Source organism: Evansella vedderi (genome assembly GCF_030813435.1).
Taxonomy (GTDB): Bacteria; Bacillota; Bacilli; order Bacillales; family Salisediminibacteriaceae; genus Evansella; species Evansella vedderi.
Genome location: NZ_JAUSUG010000008.1, coordinates 52,934 through 77,003, shown reverse-complemented (window position 1 = coordinate 77,003; position 24,070 = coordinate 52,934). Strand labels below are relative to the sequence as shown.

Here is a 24,070-nt window from a genome sequence, read left to right as displayed (position 1 = left end):
AAGGGGCTTTTTATTAGTTAGCTACAATATTCACGAGTTTTCCAGGAACTGCAATCACCTTACGAACAGTCTTCCCTTCAATCTCTTCTTTTACTTTCTCAACCTCTTTTGCTTTTTGCACCATTTCTTCCCTTGAAGCATCCTTCGCAATAACCAGCTTACCACGAAGCTTACCATTCACTTGAACCACAATTTCCACTTCGTTTTCCACTAGTAATGACTCATCATAGACTGGCCATACTTCATAAGCAATCGTATCTTCATTGCCTAGCTTATTCCATAGCTCTTCACTCACATGTGGAGCTACTGGAGACAATAGCTTAACAAAACCTTCTAATTGTGATTTAGACAATTTCTCTTGTTTATATGCTTCATTCACAAATACCATCATCTGTGAAATACCTGTGTTAAAACGTAAGCCTTCGAAGTCCTCTGTTACCTTTTTCACCGTTTGATGGTAGGCTCTTGTCATCTCCTTAGAGCCTTCCTCATCAACAATAGCAGGATTTAATGAACCTTCATCCGTTACAAATAAGCGCCATACACGGTCTAGGAAACGACGGGCTCCATCGAGACCATTTGTGCTCCAAGCAATGGAAGCATCTAAAGGTCCCATGAACATTTCGTACAATCTCAATGTATCTGCTCCATGGGAGGCAACAATCTCATCGGGGTTTACTACATTCCCTTTGGATTTACTCATCTTCTCGTTGTTTTCCCCTAAGATCATCCCTTGGTTATACAACTTCTGGAATGGCTCCTTCGTTGGTACTACGCCGATGTCATACAATACCTTGTGCCAGAAACGGGCATACAACAAGTGAAGTACAGCGTGCTCAGCACCTCCAATATATATATCTACTGGAAGCCATTTTTTCAACAACTCAGGGTTAGCAAGGTGCTCCTCATTATGAGGGTCGATGTAACGTAAATAGTACCAGCAGCTGCCTGCCCACTGGGGCATCGTATTTGTTTCCCGGCGTCCCTTCCTACCTGTTTCTGGGTCCGTCACATACAACCAATCCTCCGCGTTCGCTAAAGGTGACTCTCCTGTACCGGATGGCTTAAATTCATCTAGATCCGGTAGAACTAACGGTAGCTCTTCTTCTGGAACCGGCTTCATGGAACCATCCTCCAAGTGGACAATTGGAATCGGCTCACCCCAGTACCGTTGACGGCTAAATAACCAGTCACGCAAGCGATACGTTACCTTCTTTTCGCCGCGACCATTTTCCACTAACCAATCGATCATTTTGCCAATAGCTTCTTCATTCCCTAAACCATTAAGGAAGTCAGAGTTTACATGTGGACCGTCTCCTGTGTATGCCTCCCTCGAAACGTCTCCACCGGAAACCACCTCTACGATTGGCAGGTCAAAGGTTTTGGCAAACTCATAGTCTCTCTCATCGTGACCAGGCACGGCCATAATTGCTCCAGTTCCGTAGTTAACAAGAACGTAATCAGCAATCCATATTGGAAGCTTTTCTCCAGTTACAGGATGGACAGCATATGCCCCTGTAAAAACTCCAGTTTTTTCCTTCGCGAGCTCGGTTCGCTCTAAATCACTTTTCGTCGCTACCTTTTTCTTATATTCTTCAACAGTAGCCCGCTGCTCGTCACTAGCAATTTTGTCCACTAGCTTATGCTCAGGTGCTAAAACTAAGTAAGTTGCTCCATATAACGTATCTGGACGAGTAGTAAATACCGTAATGGACTCCTCTACACCATCGATATCAAATCGAACATCGGCCCCTTCAGAACGACCAATCCAGTTACGCTGCATATCCTTAATGCTTTCTGGCCAATCTAACTCTTCAAGGTCCTCTAACAAACGATCAGCATAGGCCGTAATTTTAAGCATCCACTGCTTCATTGGTCGACGTTCTACTGGATGTCCACCCCGCTCACTTTTTCCATCAATGACCTCTTCATTAGCAAGTACCGTGCCTAATGCCGGGCACCAGTTTACGGCAACTTCATCAATATAAGCAAGACCTTCCTTGTACAATTGCAAGAAGATCCATTGTGTCCACTTATAATACTTCTCGTCAGTGGTGTTTACTTCACGATCCCAGTCATAGGAAAAACCTAGTGCCTTAATTTGACGACGGAACGTATCAATATTTTTTTGTGTAAATTCCCTTGGGTGTCTACCAGTATCAAGGGCATATTGCTCAGCAGGTAACCCGAATGCATCCCATCCCATTGGGTGAAGGACATTATAGCCCTGCATACGCTTCATTCGAGATAAAATATCTGTAGCCGTATATCCCTCTGGATGTCCAACATGAAGTCCCGCTCCCGATGGATAAGGAAACATATCTAATGCATAGAACTTCTCTTTGCTATCATCATTCTCCATTTTAAATGTCTTGTTTTCTTCCCAAAAATCTTGCCACTTCTTCTCCACTTGTTGATGATCAAACGCCATCGTCACAACCTCCTAAAATCTTTTCTCTACACTGAATCGGATATTCTTTTAAATCATTCTCCCGCAGGAGTCTTGGGGATTTCCACTCATTCCAAATAGAAAAAGCCTTAAAGAACCAAAAAACCTCCCATCCCTAGTGTCAATAGGGACGAGAGGTTGAATTTCCTTCCCGCGGTACCACCCACGTTAGCTTTCAGTTCTACCTGAACGCTCGCTCATTCCCTTAACGTGGGTTATCCGTCAAAGAGTATTGAAATGGTTGCCCATTTGTTCCCCTTTGCAATTCCAAGGTGAGTTCATCAATCACTGCGGTTAACTTTCACCACCCGTTAACTCTCTGAAACACAATGATTCACTACTAATCCTTGTCGTCATCTTTCGACTGATTTCAATTGTTGTAATTACTTTGTATTGTATGCATGCTTTTCGCTAGTGTCAAGCATTCTTTCCATAGTTTATACCTATTTTTTAGCAAATAAACATCATTATTCCTTAAGATGCAGATGTTTCTACTTCTTTCCTTGAGAAAGATTGATTTTCTATCCCTTTGTCAAACAAGAAGGTTGTTAAGAAAGGAATAAGGAACATAACAGCAAGTACGTAGAAAAGGACTGCCATTCCAAACATATCCGCTAAAAATCCGCCGAAGAGGGGACCGATAACTCGTCCGCCCGTACCGATACTATTAACTATCCCTTGGTAAAAACCAGCTTTCCCTTTTGGGGCCAATTTATGGGCAATGGTAGGTATAGCTGGCCAAACGAACATTTCTCCAATGGTTAAAATAATCATTGCTACAAGAAATGCAGTAAAAATCTCTGCTTGGGATAAAACAAGATAGGCACAGGTAAATATAGCAATTCCCACATAAATTTGCGCCTTTAAGGAATGGAACCAGCGATTGATAAAAAACTTCACGAATGGCTGACAAAAGACGATCATTGCCCCATTTACAGTCCAAAGGAGACTATATTGACTTAAAGGAATGCCTAAATTTTGCGTATGAACAGAAATGGTAGATGCCCATTGTGTATAAGCCACCCAACAGATTAGAAATCCAGTACATAAAATAAGCAGGGCTTTGAATCTTTTCTTGTTTTCTACTAGTGTACTTTGTTCAAAAACAGTTGTTGCTGTACTTTTCTCTGTATCCCCTTGTAAATTACGAAAAAATAAAAAAGCTAATACAAAAACTATGGCGTACATGATGCCGTTACCGAAGAAAACGAAATCAAAACGGTAGCTTGCAAGAAAACCACCAATTGCCGCACCTGCAGCTACTCCCACATTTTGTGCCACGTACATGGCATTAAAAGGTCGACGGCCCCCTTCTGGCCAAACGGACCCTGCCATGGCATACATGCATGGAATCATTAATCCTGCACCGAACCCTAACCCTACCAATAAAAATACATAGGCAATAAAGGATTGATGAAGCATGGCTAGCATAAAGGCACTAAAGGTTGTAATGGTAAGCCCCATGATAATTGTTTTGTAACCACCAATCAGGTCAAAAAGCTTACCACCTATTAAATTACCTATAATTCCAGCTCCACCATTAAACATAAGGACGGCACCTGCAACCGTTAGTGACTGCCCAAGCACTTGGCTAATATATATTGTATTTAAAGGCCATAAAAAAGAGGCCCCTGTTACATTGATGGCCATACCTATAACCAGTATCCATATTGCCTTAGGCATCCTAATCTCCCCTTATTTCGTTTCTCTAAGTAAATTCTATTCCATGTAAGATTATTTATCAATAAAATTATTATATTGGTAAATTGAAACAGCATAGTCTACCGTGAAAATGCGAATCTGGATGTCATTCGCTACGGTCCACTCGCTTTCCGTGGGTGATCTGAAAAGCCTCCTCACGATTTCGTCGTTGCTGGGTCTCGTCTTGATCATTCTCCCACAGGAACGAGCGCCTCTTCGAAGAATCAACTACGAGTTATCTCGACGGATACGCTACGTAGCATATGCTTGTAGAGGAAGAGACAGGTCGTGGACCTACGCTCAATCCAAGCATATTAACAACGTTAATTTTAATATCCCATGGTGCAAAATATCATTTTTATTTGCATGGGTCTACCTGACAATTGGCTATATTGTGTGGTAGGATGTGAAAAGAAAATACGGAAAGTGTGGGGATTAAATCATGATCGATTTACGTAGTGATACAGTTACAAAACCTTCGGAAGAAATGAGAAAAATTATGTTTAAGGCTCCAGTTGGAGATGATGTTTATGGAGAGGACCCATCCGTTAATGAATTAGAAGAATATGCTGCTAACTTATTTGGAAAGGAAGCGGCGTTATTTGTTACAAGTGGAACGCAAGGAAACCAAGCAGCAATCCTTGCCCATACCAAACCTGGTCAAGAAATAATTATGGATAATGAAGCCCATGTATTTTTATATGAAGGGGGAGCAACCTCCGCCTTTGCTGGAGTGCAATCAAGGACATTAACGAACGATAGAGGAAAAATGGGATTGGACGATTTAGAGGAGGCCATACGGGGTGAAGATATTCATTTTCCTGAGACGGCACTGATTTGGCTTGAAAACTCCCATAATCGTAGTGGAGGCTCTGTTCTACCCGTTTCCTATATGCGAGAGGTATATGAACTAGCTCAGAAATATAAAGTACCTGTGCATATCGATGGGGCGAGAATATTCAACGCGGCGGTTGCAAGCAATGCCTCCGTGAAAGAGATTGCTACCTACTCCAATTCCATTCAATTTTGTTTATCGAAGGGGCTCGGGGCACCTGTAGGATCCATTCTAGTCGGTGAAAAATCCTTTATTGATTTGGCTAGAAAGAAAAGAAAAATGCTAGGCGGAGGATTAAGACAGGCAGGAATTCTTGCAGCACCTGGCTTACACGCATTAAAAACTGGTATTCACCGATTGGCAGAGGATCATGAACAAGCTAAAATGCTAGCAAAAGTCGTTGATGAATACACAGATTTAAACGTGATTAATGAAGTGGAGACAAACATCATATTAGCAGATACGTCCAAGTCAGGTAGGTCAGCTAATGATTGGTTAGCTATTTTTAAAGATAAAGGAATATTAGCTGTTGCCTTCTCACCAACAACGATACGTTTCACCACACATATAGACGTATCAAAAGAAGACATTAATACGGTAATTGAAACAATTAAAACTTTGTAAGTCATTGAAAGGAAGACAAGTTACTAATGAAAGATCAAATCCCTTCCCACTTTGGGGAAAAACGTTATTATACATGGAATGCACATTTACGTCAGCAGTTTGGTCATAAAATTTTTAAAGTACCTCTAGATGCCGGCTTTGATTGCCCGAATCGAGACGGCAAAGTAGCAAGTGGAGGGTGTACCTTTTGCAGTGAGCGTGGCTCTGGTGATTTCGCCGGTGATCGGAAGGATGATCTTGTAACGCAATTTCGAACGATCAAAGAGAAGATGCATCAAAAGTGGAAATCAGGTAAATACATTGGCTACTTTCAAGCTTACACAAACACCTATGCCCCTGTTGAAGAGCTAAGGGAGATGTATGAGGTTATCCTAGAGCAAGAGGATGTAGTAGGATTATCTATCGCCACACGACCAGATTGCCTTCCTGATGATGTAGTTGAGTATTTAGGGGAGTTAAATCAACGGACTTATTTGTGGGTAGAATTAGGCCTTCAAACGGTACATGAACGAACTGCCAATTTAATTAACCGAGCTCACGATTATCAGTGCTATATAGATGGTGTAGAAAAATTACGGAAGCATAATATTCGCATCTGCTCCCACATTATTAACGGCTTACCTTTAGAAACACACGACATGATGATGGAAACAGCCCTGGAAGTGGCAAAGTTGGATGTACAGGGGATTAAAATACACTTATTGCATTTACTAAAAAAAACTCCTATGGTGAAGCAGTACGAAAAGGGTATGCTGGAGTTTATGAGTGCTAAGGAATATATTGAGCTCGTTTGCGATCAGTTAGAGGTCCTCCCACCTGACATGATTGTTCATCGACTCACAGGAGATGGTCCTGCAGATTTAATGATTGGTCCAATGTGGAGTTTAAATAAATGGGAAGTACTAAATGGAATTGATCATGAAATGAAGCGGCGTAACAGCTGGCAAGGCAAATATTACAGCAAGGGGGCTGTGAAGGTCTGATGAAGCTATTAGGCGTACTCCCCTTTGCAAGGGAATTATTATATAGAGTTGTTGAGGATGGAGATATTGTCATAGACGGAACAGCTGGAAACGGCCATGATACATTATTTTTAGCAAAGCTAGTTGGGTCTGAAGGTGTAGTATATAGTTTTGACATTCAAGAAGCCGCTATTGAAGCTACTGAGAAGCGGCTGGAAGAAAAGGAGTATCTGGAAAGAGTAAAGCTTATCCATGACGGTCATGAGAATGTCCTGTCACACTTGAGGGATGAACATGCAGGGAAGATTACAGGTGCTATCTTTAACCTTGGATATTTACCAGGAAGTGATAAAACAGTTGTCACTACTCCTGCTACAACCATAGCTGCTGTTCATGATATTCTCGGACAAATGAAAAAAGAAGGCATTCTTGTTCTTGTGGTGTACCATGGCCACAAAGAGGGAAAAAAAGAAAGAGACGAGCTTCTACCTTTTGTGAGGGAGTTACCTCAGGAGGAATTTCATGTCTTAGAGTATCGATTTACTAATCAAAAAAACAACCCACCGTTTATTATCGCAATTGAAAAAAGAGGGTGACTCACTTGAGTTACCCTCTCTACATGCTTCCCCCTATGTCCCACTCTTCCTCCGATACATCCATCCATTGACATAAAAAAACAGTGTTGGGACTCCGCCGCTGCGAATGAACCTATTCCCCTTTCTCCTAAGTTCGGGGTCTTTTTTCACTTTATCATCCGCAAGGTATACGGCTAATAAACCGTTATTTATTAATCTATGGAATTTCCAGTCTGGTAAGCCACGTATACTCTTGTCTGCTTCGTGGTAGAAATGTTCCATTCGCTCCATCATTTCTTCCTCGGATTCATAATAGAAACAGAAGTTTAAATCTCCACCTACCCGATCCTCTTCTTGATCTATGAAATAATCCATTAATATATGTAACCCTTGCACCCATGGAAAATAGCCTTCCTTAATCTTTAATGCAACATGAGGGGAAAGATCGTTATCTGAAGCAGAATATGCCGTTAAACAGAAGATCCCTAAGGTGGATCCGCAGCTGGCACCAAATTCATACCATGCCATAGGCGGTAGCTTGTTCTTGTGCAGATCAAACCATGATTCTAAACGCGGCACTCTTTCTTCCACCTTCACATGTTTATGTATTTGCAGATCGCAATATAGCTTTGCGAGCTCGATATTTTCTTCCCTGACTACTTCATAGCTTGGAAATTCTGCAATACACGCTTGGCAGGTAGTTACCAACGAGGCTAAATATCCTCCATCATCCTTTTCGTCCCGGAAGCGATAATAATCCTTAAGCTCCGCCTCCGGGTCCAAGGCATCGGGCATAGACTCATGTAAAGCAGCAAAATCCGCCGGATCTAAAGACGTACTGCGGTCACATAAGTTATCTAAATAATCACTAATGGTTTGATAGGCAACAATAAATCGAATTACTTCATCCATTTTTTCCTTTCCTAACAATCCATAAATGGCTCCCCCTTCGCAGTGAAAAGTCTTTGACTCTATGCTTGCTAGAGCCTGCTTCCTTAGTTCAGGGTCTGGGATGGAAGTAGCCCTCTCCTTCCATCCTTCTAAAAATTCATGTACTTTCGGTAACACTTGTTTATATATTCGATACATTAATGTAATCGAAGTGGTTGGAATCTTCACTCTTTCTCCTCCATCAACTATATTGCATTGTATTTACTTTAACATGGTCAACTGAATAGTAACAAACCCCATGATATGGGCAAGAACCCTTTCCTTTTCCGGCTCATTTAGTACTTCATGGTAAAGTTGGTCCCACTCTTTATAATATTTATCCATTAAGGGGACTTCTTTAAACCATTTTTGAACCATATATTTATCCACAATTAAATCATCTCCCCCTTGGGTTACAAGTAAGGGGATGTTTGGAAATTCTGAAACACCTTTATGGGCCATTTCCATTGCTTTAACTAACTCCCTATACCAACGTACGCTTACTTTTTTTATCATTAAAGGATCCTGTGAGTCCCTCATTCTCATTTTTTCACACCTAGTTCCTGGATTTGTCCCTGAGGGAAAACGAACTTGTGGAACACAAACATTGAGTATATGGGATAGAGCTCGCTTGGATTTAGAAGGTGGATAAGCTAACCCAAGACATGGAGAGGATAACACTACAACATCGGGAAATAAATTCTTCTTCATTGACATCAGTGTACAAATGGATATTAACCCCCCCATACTATGGCCTAGTAAAATGACAGGTAATCCATATTCCCTCCCCTTACTTAACCACTTTTCTACAACCCCTTTATATTGATCAAAGGAAGAGATATGTCCCCTTGGCCCCTCTGTTTTGCCTTGTCCAGGTAAATCTCCCATAATGACATGGTAGTTTAAAGCATTCAACCTTTCCACTACCCACTTGTAGCGAACATGATGTTCCCCTGCCCCATGAACAATAACAAAAACACCCTTTGGTTCCGTTACTTCCCATTTCCACATGCCATATCCCCCTTGTAATAAATATGCTGTTCCTTTTATCTTCCCTTGACTATTTATATCCGTCAAGGTATTTTTTCCCAACAATTTTATTTTTCTCTCTTTCTATTTTTGATAAACTAAGACATACAATAAAAGAATAAAGGAGAGAAAATAAATGATCTATCCGTATAAAAAGCAATGGCCCGACATTGACGATTCTGTTTTCCTTGCTGATGGCACTGTGGTTACAGGGGATGTTTCCATTGGAGAAAAATCTAGTGTCTGGTTTAACACGGTCATAAGGGGAGACGTAGCCCCCACCACTATCGGAAAATATGTAAATATTCAAGATAACAGTGTTCTCCATCAAAGTCCAAATAAACCACTGATTCTTGAAGACGGAGTAACAGTAGGGCATCAATGTATGCTCCATAGCTGTATTATAAAAAAGCATGCTTTGATTGGTATGGGCTCCATTATTTTAGATGGAGCTGAAATAGGAGAAGGTTCCTTTATTGGTGCCGGCAGTTTAGTACCTCAGGGAAAAAAGATCCCCCCACGAACCTTAGCATTTGGGAGGCCTGCAAAAGTAATTCGTAAATTAACGGATGAGGACGTAATGGATATGGATAGAATTCGTAGAGAATATGTAGAAAAAGGGCAATATTATAAATCGTTACAAACCCCAGAGGATAATCATTAATAAAAAGGACAGGAGGAATGATCCATCCTGTCCTTCATTGTTATTTCGCTGCAAGATCCATTGCTTGTTCTTTAAGTACTTCTGCCTTATCTGTTCGCTCCCAAGGAAGGTCCACATCCGTTCTACCGAAGTGGCCATATGCAGCCGTCTGCTTATAGATCGGACGGCGCAGGTCTAACATTTTAATAATTCCAGCTGGTCGAAGGTCAAAATTATTTCTAACTACCTCCACTAAAACATCCTCCGAAACAGATCCTGTTCCAAAAGTATCAACGGAAATAGAAACAGGTTGGGCTACACCTATAGCATATGCTAGTTGAACCTCACAGCGGTCTGCAAGGCCTGCTGCTACAATGTTTTTTGCCACATATCTTGCTGCATAAGCCGCGGAACGATCAACCTTCGTCGCATCCTTACCAGAAAATGCTCCCCCTCCGTGACGGGCATAACCACCATAAGTATCTACAATTATTTTACGGCCAGTTAAACCTGCATCCCCTTGAGGTCCGCCTATAACAAAGCGGCCAGTAGGGTTAATAAAATATTTTGTCTTATCATCAATTAACTCTGCTGGTACGACTGGTTTAATTACATGCTCTTTTACATCTGCTTGAATTTGTTCTAATGTTATTTCTGGATGATGCTGAGTAGAAATGACAATTGTATCAATTCTTACTGGCTTGTCATTTTCATCATACTCAACAGTTACTTGGGTTTTACCGTCTGGACGTAAGTAATTAATGGTTTCATCTTTTCTTACTTCACTTAAACGGCGAGCTAATTTGTGAGATAAAGAAATAGGTAATGGCATTAGCTCAGGTGTTTGATTATCTGCATAACCGAACATTAACCCTTGGTCACCCGCACCAATAGCTTCAATTTCCTCATCACTCATTTGCCCTTCTCTAGCTTCAAGAGCTTGGTCCACCCCTTGAGCAATGTCTGGAGATTGCTCGTCAATAGAAGTTAATACGGCACATGTTTCATAGTCAAAACCATATTTGGCACGTGTATAACCAATCCCTTTTACTGTTTCTCGAACGAGTTTTGGAATATCAACATACGTAGAAGTACTAATTTCCCCCGCTACTAATACTAGACCTGTAGTTACTGATGTTTCACAAGCAACCCTTGCGTTCGGGTCGTTTGCCATAATTTCATCTAAGATGGCATCTGAAATTTGATCACAAATTTTGTCTGGATGCCCTTCTGTTACTGATTCAGACGTAAATAAACGACGTTTTTCTGCCACAGTACGTACCTCCTTATTTCTTTGTCCCTCATTAGGATATGTTTAATGAAACGACGGTACTCGTTCTCCCAGCAGAATGGTATAAATAGACAAGATCGATGATAAGAAAAGCGCAAGGCGCAAGCTCGGCTGCGTAGTGTATCCGATAGTCATCGTAAACGATGACACTTCGAGTCAACTCGAAGCTTATTCGTGAAGATCATGCTCGTGCCTAAAGCTAGACAGCTTTCAAAATTCTAAGAATTTTATACTTTCTTATCTTTACAAAAGCATAAACGCTTGAGTAAGCGCTTCAGCTACAATAAAAAAGCCTTTCCAATGAGGAAAGGTCACATCCATTCGCCTTTCACCTCTTATCGGCCAAAACACGGAAATACCATGTTTTGCAGGTTAGCACCGTTTCACCATTTTAAATTGGTGATGGTTGCCGGGCTTCTTCGGGCCTGTCCCTCCGCCTATCTCGGGATAAGAGTATCCGTTCGCAAAAAGGATAACTGATTTCCCTTGAACTGTCAACTAATAGGGATTTTTGCTGAAATAGCATCTCGTTTGATCATTGTGAATATTGGATCCTTATATTACGTCTCCACTAATAAGAAAAACGTCTATTTAATTACTTTCAATTTTATTCAATAGAACATAGCTTTGACACAAAATTGTCGTTTTTTTCTCAAGATGAAATAACATATTTCTTCCTTTTATTATTTGTTGATAGTTTCTTTATTCATTCTAAAAATTTTGTTCTTATAATTTCCATATAAGTATAATTCATGCACACTACCCCCACATACAGTATAGACTATTTAATAATATGTGTTATACTAATTAACGTGATATACCATTTATAAGTGGAGTATGGTTATGAAGAAAGGATGATGGGACATGAGTACAATTCATTTTGAAACGGAGCTTGAACGTGTTTTAAGGGGAGAGAATATTAATATTCATCATGATTTAACAGTCCCTAAATTAATTGAAAAGTCATTAGAGCGAAAGGAAGGAATACTTACTGCATCCGGTGCTTTCCAAGCTACAACTGGAAAATACACTGGACGTTCACCAAGGGATAAATTTATTGTATTTGAACGTTCTGTGAAAGATAAAGTTAATTGGGGGGAGGTAAACCAGCCTATCTCTTCCGACATCTTTGAACGTTTGTATAAAAAAGTGATACACTATTTAAACCAAAAGGATGAACTTTTTGTCAGAAGAATGTATGCCGGTGCGGATAAAGCTCACTCTCTTTCCATACGCATTATAAACGAAATGGCATGGCATAATTTATTTGTTCGACAGCTCTTTATCCGCCCTTCCATAAAAGAATTAGCTTCCTTTATACCAGAGTTTACAATTATCTCAGCTCCAGGCTTCAAAGCAGACCCTGCCGTTGATGGAACTAATTCAGAGGCATTTATCATTATTTCTTTTGAAAAAAGAACGATACTCATTGGCGGAACAGAATATGCAGGGGAAATGAAAAAGTCCATATTTTCTGTGATGAATTATCTTCTTCCTGAATCAGACGTCCTATCTATGCATTGCTCTGCAAATGTAGGAATAGAAGGAGATGTGGCTTTATTTTTTGGATTATCGGGAACAGGAAAAACGACCTTATCAACCGATCCTTACCGTAACTTAGTTGGAGATGACGAACATGGTTGGTCCACGAATGGAATATTTAATATAGAGGGTGGCTGCTATGCTAAATGTATACACCTATCCAAATATAAGGAACCACAAATCTATAATGCCATTTCCTATGGCTCTGTTTTAGAAAATGTAGTGGTCGAGGAAGACACGAGAGAACCTGACTTTGATTCCAGTTATTATACGGAGAACACAAGGGCTGCATACCCTATTGAGGCAATTCCTAATGCAATGATTCCGAGCATAGCCGGGCATCCAAATACAATCATCTTTCTAACAGCGGATGCCTTTGGTGTATTACCACCAATCAGTAAGTTAACAAAAGAACAGGCCATGTATCATTTTTTATCAGGCTATACGAGTAAATTAGCAGGAACAGAAAGGGGAGTTACAGAACCGGAGGCAACCTTTTCTACTTGTTTTGGTGCGCCATTCCTCCCTCTCTCTGCGAATCGATATGCAGAAATGCTCGGGGAAAAAATTAATGAGCATAACGTAAATGTGTTCTTAGTAAATACTGGGTGGTCTGGTGGACCTTACGGTGTTGGGAAAAGAATTAACTTAAGCTATACACGTGCTATGGTGCAAGCAGCCCTGCAAGGTGACCTAAAATCAGCAGAAACAGTAATAGATCCTATTTTTGGCTTTCATCTCCCAACCCATTGCCCAGGTGTGCCTGATGAAGTGTTACAGCCAAAACTGACATGGAAAGATGAAGGCGCCTATAAGAAAAAAGCAAAAGAATTAGCCATTCAATTTAACGAGAACTTCAAAAAGTTCAACGATATTCCCATCAATATTGTTCAAGCTGGACCTCGTATAAAATAATAATTCATTCATTTAATTTTAGGTGTCTTAAAAGGGTAAAAATCATACCTTTTGAGACACCTTAATTTGGTTTTCATATAGATTTTTTTAGATAACTCGAAGAAGTGAAAGGCGGTGACTCCAGCGTTGCCTACTGAAAACGTCCACCTGTAATAGATTCGAGAAATAATTAGAAAACTGCTTTGTATTTTTTAATACTTTGTAGCTACAAATTCATGATGGACGCAGCACCATTTGTGAGCCTAATACATAATTTATCACATCAGCATATACCCAATATTCAGGAGGGACAAGAAATGAAATGGATTAAGTATGGGTGTTTATTATTAACTACCTTGTTAGGAGTTACATTGTTTGTAGGATGTAGTTCTAACGACGATGATTTGACAACAGTTGAACTGGCAGAAGTAACACGTTCCATTTTCTACGCTCCACAATATGTAGCTATTTCCGAAGGATTTTTTGAAGAGGAAGGGTTAAATGTGGAATTGACAACCACATGGGGGGGAGATACGACAATGACCACATTACTATCAGGGGGAGCTGATATTGCCCTCGTTGGTGCCGAAACCTCTATCTATGTATACGCCCAAGAGGCAAGTGATCCCGCTATCAATTTTGCACACTTAATACAGTACATAATACAGGGTAAATATTTGCATATATTAGGATGGTCTTTCAATGTATATTTTAATTAAATCCCTTGCTTCCCCTGTCCGATATTTCTCAATAAAATCGATAATAAGTATCTCCAGCACTCTTTCAACGGTTAACGGATGACTAGGATAAAGATTTGCTATGTCTGATAAAAGGACCTCTCCACGTAAAGCTAGCTTACGATCCATTTTACAGTAGACCTTTTCAATGTCTGTTTCCGTTCTTTTTCTTATTGGATAGAGTGGCAGCACTTCTTCCTTTTCTTCATTATAATTTTTCACGCGAACATTACTGGTACCCTGATCAAATTCAAGGAGTAATTTATAAATCGCTTTTATATCCACTGTCTTTCTAGCGTAATTGATGAAATCCTTCCATAGCATGGAGATAAGATCATCTAACCTAAATCGTTCCTCCGTTAAAGCTTCTACATCTTCACACAGTATCTGTGCCCTAAAATGTATTTCTGCAGGCAACAATAAATTAAGGTATACATTTTCAAACCTAAATATCTTGCCAAGTGGTGATTTCGAGTTCAGTTCCTGGCTCATCAAATTCTTTTCGCTGAACGCTCTCAACATGGGTCCCTCCCTGCATATAGAAAATGGCATTAGCTAGTATTCTATGAGTTGCTTCTCTCATGGATCTACAATTCAATGAAACTGACAAATTAACCATAGATTCATAGAGTAGTTGATTCGGTTTTACATGTACCATATATTCAGAGGAAGAGTCATAAGGCATTTCCTCAAAGTTTGTATTTTTCTCGATGTACTCACGAACAAGTTCCGTACAAAATTGGGTAATGGATTGTTTTTTACTCCTGGAACAGTAGAGTACAAAATTATATTCCTCAAATGAAATAGGGACCCGGATATCACGTTTTTTATCTGAACGAGTTTTGCGCTTTTTCGGTGGACGCAGCTTAGGTTTAACGTTCAGCATTGGATTTATATTTTTCATTTCCCTCTCCTCTCTTTCCCACATTTGAAGTAGAAATTGCTATTTATCTCTGGTCCTCTAGTCCTCTGGTCCGAAATTGGACGGTAGGGGAAGGGTTAAAGTATATCGTTGATGAGGCTCTTTTCACTTCCTGTGGAGTTCGGTTCAAATTCCATAACTGTTTCCTCTTCTCCCCCATCCATTGGAGCTGCAGACAACTTCCCATTCATATATAAGAATAATACGTCCTTAACAAACCCCGAGAAGTTTTTCCCTCCTTCCTTATCACAGAACTCACTTAACTTCTTCTGGTGTGGGTTATCTAAGTTAAAACTCACCGGTCTACGTCTATATGCCATATTTAATCTTCCCTATATTGCGAAATCCAATAGCATTTGCGTATAGTGCTTTATCCATCGGTGTTACATTTTTAAAATAAGGCTTAAGGTACTTAGCAAGCACTGTAGCATTACCGCCTACTGTGTAAACCACGTCCTCGGATCCCCACTTCTTCCCAAGTTCTCCAGCTACACGATTTGCAAACTGTTTCTCATTTGATGACTTGTTTGTTTCAAATCCAAAATCTAACGTCCCACTGTCCCTATCCACATAACGCTTATTGTTCATCGTGACATAATTAACCGTCTTACTACCTCCGTCGATGATGCGTATTTTACCCATCTTAGGGTTAGACCAAAAAGCAGCCCCACCCTCTGCAGCTACGTCCACGGTATCGATAAAGATAGACTTTTTTACACCATTGACTGTAATCTCCCACGGCCCTAAGAGTAGGTTTTTCATCCGTCGTTTCCTATCCTCATCATGCATGCTTACAGGTAATCCTGTTACAATGTTTGCTTCCTCCACACCAGCTTGGTGGAGCGCAGTAAGTGCTAATATTAGGGTATCATCATGATCTTTATCATCTGTCATCATGGACCTGCAAAACTCACTCTCTTCCAACGCTAAATCACCTACAAAGTATTTCTCATCCTGGAACTCCACTTCTAAATGATTCGTACTTTTATCTTTTAACTTCCTTTCTCTCCATTCGCCAACATAGGAGGATATAAAAAACACCTTGTTATCTGTGACCACTTTGACGTTCCTTCTACCACAATCCAAACCGACAATATTCATAAGATCGCCCCTCTCGTGTGATGTAGGTAATACCTAGATCCCTGTTTTGCTGGTTAGGTATTACTTAGGTAACACCTTTTGTTAAATATGTATTTGGAGTATCTTGTTTATATAACTTAAATTTTCGATTTTTTATAATTAAATTTTTAAAGGGATATAAAGCAGGTTATGGAAATTAATAAACGAGGTGATTAGATGATAATTTGCCATTTAGATAAATTGATTAAGGAAAGTGGATTGAGACCAGGGTTTATTGCGGAAAAAATGGAGGTATCTACTCAGCAGCTGTCTAACTGGAGACATGGACGCTCCTTCCCTAGTACTCCTAAGTTGTATAAGTTGGCATATTTATTGGGGTGTACGGCAAATGATATGTATGAGTATGTGGAGGAAGAAATAGAAAAAGAGAGCTCGATCACGTAAGCTCTCTTTTTCTATCTTCACTTTTTGAACAAACTAAACAATGTTAAAAGGAATATAATTGCACCAATAACCATTCCTACTACGCCGAAGAATACGGTTAGTATAAGGGGAATAGTAAGCATTAAAGTTAGTTTCCAACCAATACCGGAGATCTTCTTTCCGGCGTCATTTGCCTTTGCTTGGGTAGAAGCAGACTCCTCTTTTGCTTGCTTCATTTCAGCTTTTACTTTATCAAGGGAAGCTTTATCAATCCCTAAATTTTCTTTCGTCCAGTAAGCCTTCTTGAATGGGTTCCAAACTTTTTTCACTTCACTCATCTAGTATCCCTCCTGCACTTTTCTTAATATTTCCAATTTTACACTACAGGACATGCTATGTATAGGATAATCAGACAAGATATGTAAAAAGTAAAAGAGCAGAGGGAATGGCTAAGCCCCTGCTCTTTCGTTGTCTTGCTGCTAGTTCTTGGAGGATTAATATTATACTCTTTTTCCAATGTTTGCATACGTGTCAAACAATGTACGCCCGGATAAATCGGTAATCTTTTCTGCCTTCAACTTACCAACAAATCCACCGCACACAATAAGCTCTTTTGCTTCATGGCCTTTTTCGGCTGTTCTTCGAGTGTAAATTGGTGCTCCTATCTTATTTGCTAATCGTTCCGCAGCTGGATAGTCTGCAAAGGAATTAATGACAATTGCTTGTTTTAACATAAATGGTTCCTCCTTTTTTGGTTCAGGCTTAGGTTGTGGTAGAGCTCTGATTAACTCATCTACTTTACTTAATGTTTGAGTACCAGCAATGCCATCCACAATGAGTTTATGTCTAGCTTGAAATGTCTTTGTAGCATCCTCGGTTTCTGCTCCAAAATCACCATCAGCTCCCCATCGTGGAAGCTTCTCACCAAGTTTGAGCAAGTTCTCTTGGAATGCTTTGACGAGTGGGCCTTTACACACCAAACGGCTACAGTCTCTGCCTAGCACATCCGGTGTTCTCGGTGGTGTTGAGGTGGTACCTAGCTCCCGCCTAAACTGTGTCATGTTTGCACCAGGGCAAGCAGTATTTTGACCACTAAACTCCCTATGCCCTAACACATCTGTAGCCTTTAGTTGCTTATACCGATCTAGCCATTTTCTAATTTCACGAATTAAAACGGTCATTTGTCTTGCGTTCGGTAATCCATCTCCTACGTAACAGATATGGAGAGTAGTGGTGTTGTGACCTCTTACACCGTTTGTCACTACGTTATCAGCATAACAATGTTGAAGGGTTCCATCAGTCAAAACAATTTTATGATAGCCTCCAGTATTCCAACCTAATTTTGTACGCCAATGATTTTGAAAAGAGTGAGCATTACCTTGTTTGGTACCGGACCAATGCAAAGCTATTTTTGTTATATTGCTAGTTGGTCTCCGGTGGCCTAGATCCATTAATGTACCGCGTAAATCTTGGGTGCTCACTGTTTTTCCTCCTTCCCTTTTAGTACTTGTATTGCTTGCTTTAATTGATTTGGTACAGGTATACCGATACGTCCAATGTTCTCTAAGAGAGAAATACATTCGTTAAAAATGTAGAAAACAATAGCTGCTTGGAAAACTATTGGTTCCTCTCTAATTCCTGTTTCAATAAGGGTGTAGTCAACTAAATTGGCCATAGCTATTACAACGAAAACGAAAACCTTCTTTACAATGCCTTTCATACCAACTTTGCTACTTAAACCTTTGCTCTTATCATCAGGGTTCTTTTTTCCTTCAAACCATGCTGCGGTTAATCCTGATGCATAATCCATGAACACTAAAACAACGAGTACCGTAAGCAATAGCGACCACTCTCCCCATAAAAAGGAGACGATAGCTGTTCCAGCTGCCGCCCCATACTTTAAAATATTTTCCACGCTTAATAACCCCTTTCATTTAATAAAAAATAAAAGAGCCCTAATATTAGGACTCCTTAAACAACAACTTTCCATCTTTTGACCAGTACTGAGTGACCTCTTTAAACGGTGAGTCTTCTTCACCACTACCCTCCACAACTGTTACCTTTATCACTTCAACAGTTTCAACGTGCTTACAATTGCTTTCCTTTACACTATCGTTAAAATCGCTAGCCCGAACCGGTGTATATAAAACTTCGGCAATTTTTTTACCGTTCACAGTAATCATATTTGGAATTTTTCCTTCCACGTTAAACACATCCCGTATCTAGAATACAAAGCCTAACAAACCAACAACAACAGCCGCAACAACACCCATAACTGTAGCGTTAAAAATCCTATCTTCTTTACTATTTTGTTTCAAAGTTTGAAGTAATTCATCGGTGTGTTTTGATAGAGTTTTTTCAAAATGGTTACCTGTCTCATCAATCTTTTTTCCAACTTCTAAACGTATTTCATGGTCTGTAGATTCTATCCGACTATACTTTTCACCTTCTGAAACTTCTGTGGTTAATTTAGTCACAACTTCATCCTCCTCTATTAGTGATCCACTTACTCGGACTCTTCTTCCAACTCTAATCGCTCAATTAATTTCCTCTTAACCACTTTTGCCAATGCTGGCAAAGATGAATTTCCATTGTATTCTTCAGCAGTTATAGGAATACGGCCATTCAGATTAACTTGCCTTTCTGGATCTCGACCATTGAACGAAACACTTACAGATGATACCTCATCTTCTCTGTACTGGACGTTTGTGGATGTAATTTGTATTTGCATTACTCTTCGCCTCCTTCGAATTGATCACACAGGTAATCGTAAATAACAGCTTCTTGACCTTCCCATTCCTTATCTTCAAGCGACTTCAACAAAATATCTTTGACCGTTTTCAACATTCCCTGAGCATCGCCCCCTTCAATGACTAGCTCCTCTTTGTAGAGCTCCTTTAAATCTTTCTGAAAATCTTCCATCACCATAATGTCAAACTTACCATCAACAACTTGAGGCTCCCCTTTATCATCAATCCTGGAATGTTCTTTGGCTAACTGTACACGTTGCTCTTCCACTTCCTTTAATCGTTCATTCAACACTTTAATAAATTTAGTACGGTGACGGCTCTGTTTCCCTTTTAAAGACAAATTAAAGAGCAGGTCTGCTGCCTGCCCTAGTTTCGCATTTTCAATTTTTACTTGCATTATAGATTCCTCCTAAGCTATTTTTTGTTCTAATTCTTTCACCCTTGCACGTAGGTGCTGATTCTCAATCTTAAGCCATTCCAACTCATTTGAGTGTTTATCTGTGATACAAGAAAGTTGTTGAACCCCTCTCCATAGATACGTACTTAATGCATACATTTCCATGGAGTCACCAGCTTCACCATGTAAGATAGATGGCGTTTCATCTACCATTAAACCAAGTTGTTTATGAGGTTCATCTTCATGGCCTTTTAGCTTATACAAATAAGCGTGAGAGCTTTTAATAACAGACAAGGCATCCTCTTCAAACACTTCGATATCAGTTTTATTTTCACGTAAGGATGTTCCGGTAGGGAAGGTGCTTGCACGGATTGGTCTGTAGTTTTGATTACCCCAAGTGTCACGGTCATCGCTAACTACACGCACCTCACCAGAAGCCGATAAATATAGATTGGTATAACCAGTAATTATCCCTGCTGCTCTTATCGCTCTATAGTTGTCAGTAGTCCCCGTTACCGTCACCCTTAATTCTCCACTAGAGGAAGTACGAGTATATAAATGGTTCCCACCATCAGGGGCTACATCCACTGCTCCTGTATAGAGCCAATTTCCGTCCTGTATTACTACATTTGAGACTATCTTTTCTTTAAATCGTACATTATTATCAAACAATATTTCTCCAGTAGCATATAAATGTAAATCATCATTTAGTAAAAATGCACCACCTTCAATTTGCCCAGCCCCGCCAGAAAAGAAACTAAGATAACTACGACTTAACCTCATTCCCCCCACTCCGGCAGAAGCAGTAATTCCAAAACTATCACCATCAATAATAGCAGTTTCAATGTAGGTAGAAGATCCTCCGAGATTTTGTTCGTACGCTAATTCAAAAACTCCAGAAGTTACTTTCACTCTTCTTTCCCATCCACCAATAACATTTAGATTTTGAGACTTAACCTGCTGAATTGTATCATTTTGTATAGTGACATTACCTTCTGTCCCAGAGGTGAGAAATCTACCACCATCGATTGTACCTTTAAAGGTTGCCCCTTCCCCAAAAACATGACCGGTAAATTCAATACGATCAGCATCCATAAGAATTGTTTCAGGTGAAAGGTTTATAGCTGCAATGACACCATTTTCTTTTACTCTCAGATCAATTTCATCAGCATGTTGGGTTATGGTGCTTTCTGCCGTGCTTAGTCGGGAACCTATCCCATCTATGGCCCCGTCTACGTCCTCCGGTGCTGGCGTCCAGTCTGTGGTCCGGTTTCCTTTTTCTATTTTAATAGGTCTTACGTAAATTTCAGTGTTAGCACCATCCATGTTAGGGAGTATAAAATGTGTGTTATGATTTAATGCACTCCCGGGAGCTACGGTTGGACGAAACCTGAATGTAACCATTTTGTACTCAGTAGTAAGATCTGCATCGAAACCGGAAATAATAGAAGCTTGGTTCATACTTCTTAATCGTAGCCTTATGTTTTTTGAAGCTTTAGCCATAAATGTATAGATGTATTCTTCGCCTTGTATTAATCTACTCCCAACTAATCCTGCTGTTGTAATGTAAAACACGTCATTAAAATCAGAGTGCATTTGATTTATAGCTATTTTCAAAGTTTTACCTGATGGAGAGTTTGCATCATTAATGACCTCAGAAGAACCACTTATCCTGTGAAGTATTAGTTTGTTTGGATTACCCGTATCTACCGCCAGATTCCGCCCACCAATCTGCAAATTATCAAACTCAGTCTTCGTTACCCTCTGAGTAATCGCATTAGCATTTTGTTCAATCTGAGAAAATGCTTCTGTAATATCAGTTCTATGACCATCCACGGTTGTTGACAAACTGGTAACGGTTGAGTTGATGCTGTCAGCCTTTTGGTCTACAGAAGAGATACTACTATATACTGTAGTAAACTCTTCATCGATATCCGCCTCTAATGTTTGAACGGTGGAAAGTATACCATCAGCTTTTTGGTCTACCGTTGATATATCCTGTCTAACTAAAGAAAATTCACTATCAATATCCTCAGGAGCTGGTGTCCAATCGGTGGCACGATGACCACGCTCTAACTTAGCTTCTTTATACTCTGACGAAAAGGAGGTTCCTGACGGTGAGTTATTTAACGCTAACCTTATCCAATGCGTGTTTTGAGGGATGGCAGCCGTTACATGGATTAACCCTTCTTCTCCTCCTTCGACACTGGTTCCATATGAATTGGCAATGTTTACATTATCCGAATCCTCAAAGCGAAATCTTGCAACTATCCCAAAATCTTCTGGTGGATGTACATAAACACTAAATGTAACTATATCCCCCGGTTTTAGTCCCAGGTCGCTTATTGGCATTCTGTCAACTGTTGCATACCATGTATAATGGTTGGCCGTTCGGAACTCGTCGCTTGTGTCTTTCAATAAATTCCTTCCACCAATTTGCAGATTATTAAACTCCCCTTGCAAACTAGTAACACTTGTACTAATCCCATCCACATCAACAGTAAGACTACTCACTTGATTACTAACACTGGTAACATCGTCCTCTAAGTTTTCAAGGGAGCTTTGTTCAGCTTTTAAAGCTATCTGCCCAGCTTGAACATCTAGTTCAGCATAAATGCTGCTAATGTCCCCTGTCACTGTGTCCAGATCATCTTGACTGGCCTTCAAGCTAATTGCACTTGCATTGGCATCAATTTGTACCTGTTGGTTTTGAACAGTACCATCCAAAGTAGATAATTCATCTATGGTTATGTTCAACCTTCCCTCGATGGTATCAATCTCTTGGGTAACGGTTGTAATGCGCCCATCGTGTGCTGCTAACTCATCCTCATTGTCAGCTACACGTTGCAGTAAATTGTCTGTAGTGTTGGATAATCCGTCTACAGTATCAGAAATCGAGTTAACTACACTTGAGTCTGCCTTCAGCTGCAACTGACCATCCACATACTCAAGACCAGCCTTTTCTGCTAAATCGTTCATTATCTCAGTCACTTTAGCATCATAGACTTCCCTAGATACGGCATAGTTAACGGTATGCTGTTCAGCTGCTTCAATCGCTCTTTCTTCTGCAGACAGAGCAACTACATCAGCATAATACGTACTATCCTCAAAAACCGATTGGTCTTTCTCATCGATGACCTGTTTGGTGTACGTAACTTCTAAAACGTCCGTCATGCTGATTTTCTTTGCAATTTCCGCCTGTAAAGTCTGCCAAATGGCTCTTACTTCTTCCTCGGTGTATTCGATAAAGTCACCAAGTTCTACATGCTTATTAGATTTATCAACAATGTCACGTTCCTGTGTGTGGATCCGCGCTTCCAGATAAAGAGGAGGATTAAATTTTGTATCCTTAATCTTAATCGTGTCGCCAAATCGGATTTTCTTATTTTCCATTCCTGGTACGTTTTCTAAATCGGCAATGTCCCCTTCATATTCCACAACGGCATTCACACGTTTTTCAAGCTCATTCTCTGTTAAGGTAGTTAACCGATCTAAAGACATGTTAAGGTCCGTGGTTTGAGGCTCATACGTACCGATAAGGTGCTGTCCATTACGTCCCCAACGTGCTAATGCTTCTTGATCTTCCACAAGCACTTCAAGACGTGTACCGTCTTCACGTATAGGTCCAAGACCTAGTAATGCAGTATAGAGGTTGTCTGTTTTTTCTGTACGTTTTATACCGATAAGATCACGGCCAAACTCTACTTCTCGTCCTTGCCATGCCCCGACCCGTGGGAGCAAATCCACATACCTTCCTAAAATACGGTTTCCATCGATTTCTACACGAAAATTAAGCTCAAGACTAAACTCCTGAGCTATACGTTTTAAAAAGGCAAACGGGTCAGTAGGACGTTCAATATTAAAAGTTCTAGTTCCTGCAGCTGTTACTGTACCAGCTTGCCATTCTGTATCCCCGATAGCATGCGAGACGGCGGTTGAAACAGTTTGGTCTTCTAAGGTTTGAGGTTTAATAGTTTTTTCTTTTTTCAACAGAATGTAACTGGCAGATGCATATGCTTCAGTTTTTAAAACTCCAAAAACATCGCGGTATTTCTTTGCTTCAGTAATTACAAATTCATTGTACCCCTGGTCTTCAGAAGGAATAATGACCCGATTATTTTTTCCGATATGCTGAGAAAAGTCTTTGTCTGCAAAAGTAGTAAAATCAAATGTTTCTAATTTATCCTTCAATGATTTCCGATGTTTATTAGAGAGTATATGTTTTACAGTGATAACATCCAAAATCCTATCGTTTTGACCGTCTGTAATGTGGATCAATGTTTTCA

23 protein-coding genes, 1 pseudogene, 1 riboswitch and 1 other annotated feature are annotated in these 24,070 nt (G+C 40.1%); of the genes and pseudogenes, 7 read left to right on the top strand and 17 right to left on the bottom strand.

Annotation, left to right across the window (positions count from 1 at the left end; translation table 11 throughout):
* Window positions 1-13: 13 nt before the first annotated feature.
* A complete protein-coding gene (leuS, locus tag J2S74_RS11395) occupies window positions 14-2,431 on the bottom strand; it encodes a leucine--tRNA ligase (RefSeq protein WP_307325651.1) in 2,418 nt (805 codons plus the stop codon).
* Between the two features lie 141 nt (window positions 2,432-2,572).
* Window positions 2,573-2,812, bottom strand: a binding site (T-box leader).
* A 111-nt stretch (window positions 2,813-2,923) separates the two neighbouring features.
* Window positions 2,924-4,132, bottom strand: a complete 1,209-nt coding sequence (locus J2S74_RS11390; protein WP_307325648.1) for an MDR family MFS transporter — start codon at window positions 4,130-4,132, stop codon at window positions 2,924-2,926.
* Window positions 4,133-4,592: 460 nt separating this feature from the next.
* Here J2S74_RS11390 and ltaE point away from each other — a divergent pair, with 460 nt between their 5' ends.
* Genes ltaE through mnmM form a run of 3 tightly spaced genes read left to right on the top strand, consistent with a single transcriptional unit; the run spans window position 4,593 to window position 7,167 of the window.
* Window positions 4,593-5,609, top strand: coding sequence for a low-specificity L-threonine aldolase (ltaE, locus tag J2S74_RS11385; protein WP_307325645.1), 1,017 nt, complete (start codon window positions 4,593-4,595; stop codon window positions 5,607-5,609).
* 26 nt (window positions 5,610-5,635) lie between these two features.
* Window positions 5,636-6,592: a tRNA modification radical SAM protein MnmL/YtqA gene (gene mnmL / locus J2S74_RS11380; protein WP_307325641.1), complete on the top strand. Its 957-nt coding sequence runs from the start codon at window positions 5,636-5,638 to the stop codon at window positions 6,590-6,592.
* Window positions 6,592-7,167, top strand: coding sequence for a tRNA 5-(aminomethyl)-2-thiouridylate-methyltransferase MnmM (gene mnmM, locus J2S74_RS11375; RefSeq protein WP_307325638.1), 576 nt, complete (start codon window positions 6,592-6,594; stop codon window positions 7,165-7,167). Before mnmL ends, mnmM begins: the two co-directional genes overlap by 1 nt.
* Before the next feature lie 33 nt (window positions 7,168-7,200).
* Here mnmM and tbcS read toward each other — a convergent pair whose 3' ends face one another.
* Both tbcS and J2S74_RS11365 read right to left on the bottom strand, forming a co-directional pair.
* The gene (tbcS, locus tag J2S74_RS11370; protein WP_307325636.1) at window positions 7,201-8,265 is read right to left on the bottom strand and encodes a tetraprenyl-beta-curcumene synthase; all 1,065 of its coding nucleotides are present in this window, start codon (window positions 8,263-8,265) and stop codon (window positions 7,201-7,203) included.
* Between the two features lie 33 nt (window positions 8,266-8,298).
* Entirely contained in the window at window positions 8,299-9,087 is a 789-nt protein-coding gene (locus J2S74_RS11365; RefSeq protein WP_307325633.1) for an alpha/beta hydrolase, read from the bottom strand.
* Window positions 9,088-9,241: 154 nt separating this feature from the next.
* Here J2S74_RS11365 and J2S74_RS11360 point away from each other — a divergent pair, with 154 nt between their 5' ends.
* Window positions 9,242-9,769: a gamma carbonic anhydrase gene (locus J2S74_RS11360; RefSeq protein WP_307325631.1), complete on the top strand. Its 528-nt coding sequence runs from the start codon at window positions 9,242-9,244 to the stop codon at window positions 9,767-9,769.
* Window positions 9,770-9,809: 40 nt separating this feature from the next.
* Here J2S74_RS11360 and metK read toward each other — a convergent pair whose 3' ends face one another.
* A complete protein-coding gene (gene metK / locus J2S74_RS11355; RefSeq protein WP_307325628.1) occupies window positions 9,810-11,021 on the bottom strand; it encodes a methionine adenosyltransferase in 1,212 nt (403 codons plus the stop codon).
* A gap of 350 nt (window positions 11,022-11,371) precedes the next feature.
* Window positions 11,372-11,493: riboswitch (SAM riboswitch) on the bottom strand.
* A gap of 410 nt (window positions 11,494-11,903) precedes the next feature.
* Between metK and pckA the strand changes: the two genes are divergently transcribed.
* Complete coding sequence (gene pckA / locus J2S74_RS11350) at window positions 11,904-13,496, top strand: phosphoenolpyruvate carboxykinase (ATP) (protein WP_307325627.1); 1,593 nt, start codon at window positions 11,904-11,906, stop codon at window positions 13,494-13,496.
* Window positions 13,497-13,792: 296 nt separating this feature from the next.
* Window positions 13,793-14,131 (top strand): annotated as a pseudogene (locus J2S74_RS11345) (ABC transporter substrate-binding protein); the annotation flags it as partial.
* A gap of 30 nt (window positions 14,132-14,161) precedes the next feature.
* Here J2S74_RS11345 and J2S74_RS11340 read toward each other — a convergent pair.
* The 4 genes from J2S74_RS11340 to J2S74_RS11325 all read right to left on the bottom strand — a co-directional run bounded on the left by J2S74_RS11340 (window position 14,162) and on the right by J2S74_RS11325 (window position 16,235).
* Window positions 14,162-14,704, bottom strand: a complete 543-nt coding sequence (locus J2S74_RS11340) for a hypothetical protein (RefSeq protein ID WP_307325625.1) — start codon at window positions 14,702-14,704, stop codon at window positions 14,162-14,164.
* On the bottom strand, window positions 14,658-15,098 hold the full coding sequence (locus J2S74_RS11335) for a hypothetical protein (RefSeq protein WP_307325622.1): 441 nt from the start codon (window positions 15,096-15,098) through the stop codon (window positions 14,658-14,660). The genes J2S74_RS11340 and J2S74_RS11335 overlap by 47 nt, the downstream gene beginning before the upstream one ends.
* A gap of 113 nt (window positions 15,099-15,211) precedes the next feature.
* On the bottom strand, window positions 15,212-15,454 hold the full coding sequence (locus tag J2S74_RS11330) for a hypothetical protein (RefSeq protein ID WP_307325619.1): 243 nt from the start codon (window positions 15,452-15,454) through the stop codon (window positions 15,212-15,214).
* Window positions 15,444-16,235 carry a ParM/StbA family protein gene (locus J2S74_RS11325; protein WP_307325616.1) on the bottom strand — a complete coding sequence of 264 codons (792 nt, stop codon included), beginning with the start codon at window positions 16,233-16,235 and terminating at the stop codon, window positions 15,444-15,446. Before J2S74_RS11325 ends, J2S74_RS11330 begins: the two co-directional genes overlap by 11 nt.
* Window positions 16,236-16,430: 195 nt before the next feature.
* On the opposite strand from J2S74_RS11325, the gene J2S74_RS11320 reads away from it, so the two are divergent.
* Window positions 16,431-16,658, top strand: coding sequence for a helix-turn-helix domain-containing protein (locus J2S74_RS11320; protein WP_307325613.1), 228 nt, complete (start codon window positions 16,431-16,433; stop codon window positions 16,656-16,658).
* Between the two features lie 17 nt (window positions 16,659-16,675).
* Here the strand turns inward: J2S74_RS11320 and J2S74_RS11315 are convergent, their stop codons facing one another.
* The 8 genes from J2S74_RS11315 to J2S74_RS11280 all read right to left on the bottom strand — a co-directional run bounded on the left by J2S74_RS11315 (window position 16,676) and on the right by J2S74_RS11280 (window position 24,062).
* Window positions 16,676-16,975 (bottom strand): hypothetical protein, encoded by a 300-nt coding sequence (locus J2S74_RS11315; RefSeq protein WP_307325610.1) that lies wholly within the window; start codon window positions 16,973-16,975, stop codon window positions 16,676-16,678.
* Between the two features lie 162 nt (window positions 16,976-17,137).
* The gene (locus tag J2S74_RS11310; RefSeq protein WP_307325608.1) at window positions 17,138-18,118 is read right to left on the bottom strand and encodes a peptidoglycan recognition protein family protein; all 981 of its coding nucleotides are present in this window, start codon (window positions 18,116-18,118) and stop codon (window positions 17,138-17,140) included.
* Complete coding sequence (locus J2S74_RS11305; protein ID WP_307325605.1) at window positions 18,115-18,552, bottom strand: phage holin family protein; 438 nt, start codon at window positions 18,550-18,552, stop codon at window positions 18,115-18,117. The genes J2S74_RS11310 and J2S74_RS11305 overlap by 4 nt, the downstream gene beginning before the upstream one ends.
* Before the next feature lie 46 nt (window positions 18,553-18,598).
* Complete coding sequence (locus tag J2S74_RS11300; protein WP_307325603.1) at window positions 18,599-18,841, bottom strand: hypothetical protein; 243 nt, start codon at window positions 18,839-18,841, stop codon at window positions 18,599-18,601.
* Window positions 18,842-18,859: 18 nt separating this feature from the next.
* Window positions 18,860-19,114: a hypothetical protein gene (locus J2S74_RS11295; protein ID WP_307325602.1), complete on the bottom strand. Its 255-nt coding sequence runs from the start codon at window positions 19,112-19,114 to the stop codon at window positions 18,860-18,862.
* A 29-nt stretch (window positions 19,115-19,143) separates the two neighbouring features.
* Window positions 19,144-19,368: a hypothetical protein gene (locus tag J2S74_RS11290; RefSeq protein WP_307325599.1), complete on the bottom strand. Its 225-nt coding sequence runs from the start codon at window positions 19,366-19,368 to the stop codon at window positions 19,144-19,146.
* Window positions 19,368-19,784 (bottom strand): hypothetical protein, encoded by a 417-nt coding sequence (locus J2S74_RS11285; RefSeq protein ID WP_307325596.1) that lies wholly within the window; start codon window positions 19,782-19,784, stop codon window positions 19,368-19,370. Before J2S74_RS11285 ends, J2S74_RS11290 begins: the two co-directional genes overlap by 1 nt.
* Before the next feature lie 12 nt (window positions 19,785-19,796).
* The gene (locus J2S74_RS11280; RefSeq protein ID WP_307325593.1) at window positions 19,797-24,062 is read right to left on the bottom strand and encodes a phage tail spike protein; all 4,266 of its coding nucleotides are present in this window, start codon (window positions 24,060-24,062) and stop codon (window positions 19,797-19,799) included.
* Window positions 24,063-24,070 lie beyond the last annotated feature (8 nt).

What these genes read in the sequence shown, in the direction of transcription:
- leuS (WP_307325651.1), bottom strand. Translation starts at nt 2,431, where the DNA reads ATGGCGTTTGATCATCAACAAGTGGAGAAGAAGTGGCAAGATTTTTGG.
- J2S74_RS11390 (WP_307325648.1), bottom strand. Translation starts at nt 4,132, where the DNA reads ATGCCTAAGGCAATATGGATACTGGTTATAGGTATGGCCATCAATGTA.
- ltaE (WP_307325645.1), top strand. Translation starts at nt 4,593, where the DNA reads ATGATCGATTTACGTAGTGATACAGTTACAAAACCTTCGGAAGAAATG.
- mnmL (WP_307325641.1), top strand. Translation starts at nt 5,636, where the DNA reads ATGAAAGATCAAATCCCTTCCCACTTTGGGGAAAAACGTTATTATACA.
- mnmM (WP_307325638.1), top strand. Translation starts at nt 6,592, where the DNA reads ATGAAGCTATTAGGCGTACTCCCCTTTGCAAGGGAATTATTATATAGA.
- J2S74_RS11365 (WP_307325633.1), bottom strand. Translation starts at nt 9,087, where the DNA reads ATGTGGAAATGGGAAGTAACGGAACCAAAGGGTGTTTTTGTTATTGTT.
- J2S74_RS11360 (WP_307325631.1), top strand. Translation starts at nt 9,242, where the DNA reads ATGATCTATCCGTATAAAAAGCAATGGCCCGACATTGACGATTCTGTT.
- pckA (WP_307325627.1), top strand. Translation starts at nt 11,904, where the DNA reads ATGAGTACAATTCATTTTGAAACGGAGCTTGAACGTGTTTTAAGGGGA.
- J2S74_RS11340 (WP_307325625.1), bottom strand. Translation starts at nt 14,704, where the DNA reads ATGAGCCAGGAACTGAACTCGAAATCACCACTTGGCAAGATATTTAGG.
- J2S74_RS11335 (WP_307325622.1), bottom strand. Translation starts at nt 15,098, where the DNA reads ATGCTGAACGTTAAACCTAAGCTGCGTCCACCGAAAAAGCGCAAAACT.
- J2S74_RS11330 (WP_307325619.1), bottom strand. Translation starts at nt 15,454, where the DNA reads ATGGCATATAGACGTAGACCGGTGAGTTTTAACTTAGATAACCCACAC.
- J2S74_RS11325 (WP_307325616.1), bottom strand. Translation starts at nt 16,235, where the DNA reads ATGAATATTGTCGGTTTGGATTGTGGTAGAAGGAACGTCAAAGTGGTC.
- J2S74_RS11320 (WP_307325613.1), top strand. Translation starts at nt 16,431, where the DNA reads ATGATAATTTGCCATTTAGATAAATTGATTAAGGAAAGTGGATTGAGA.
- J2S74_RS11315 (WP_307325610.1), bottom strand. Translation starts at nt 16,975, where the DNA reads ATGAGTGAAGTGAAAAAAGTTTGGAACCCATTCAAGAAGGCTTACTGG.
- J2S74_RS11290 (WP_307325599.1), bottom strand. Translation starts at nt 19,368, where the DNA reads ATGCAAATACAAATTACATCCACAAACGTCCAGTACAGAGAAGATGAG.
- J2S74_RS11285 (WP_307325596.1), bottom strand. Translation starts at nt 19,784, where the DNA reads ATGCAAGTAAAAATTGAAAATGCGAAACTAGGGCAGGCAGCAGACCTG.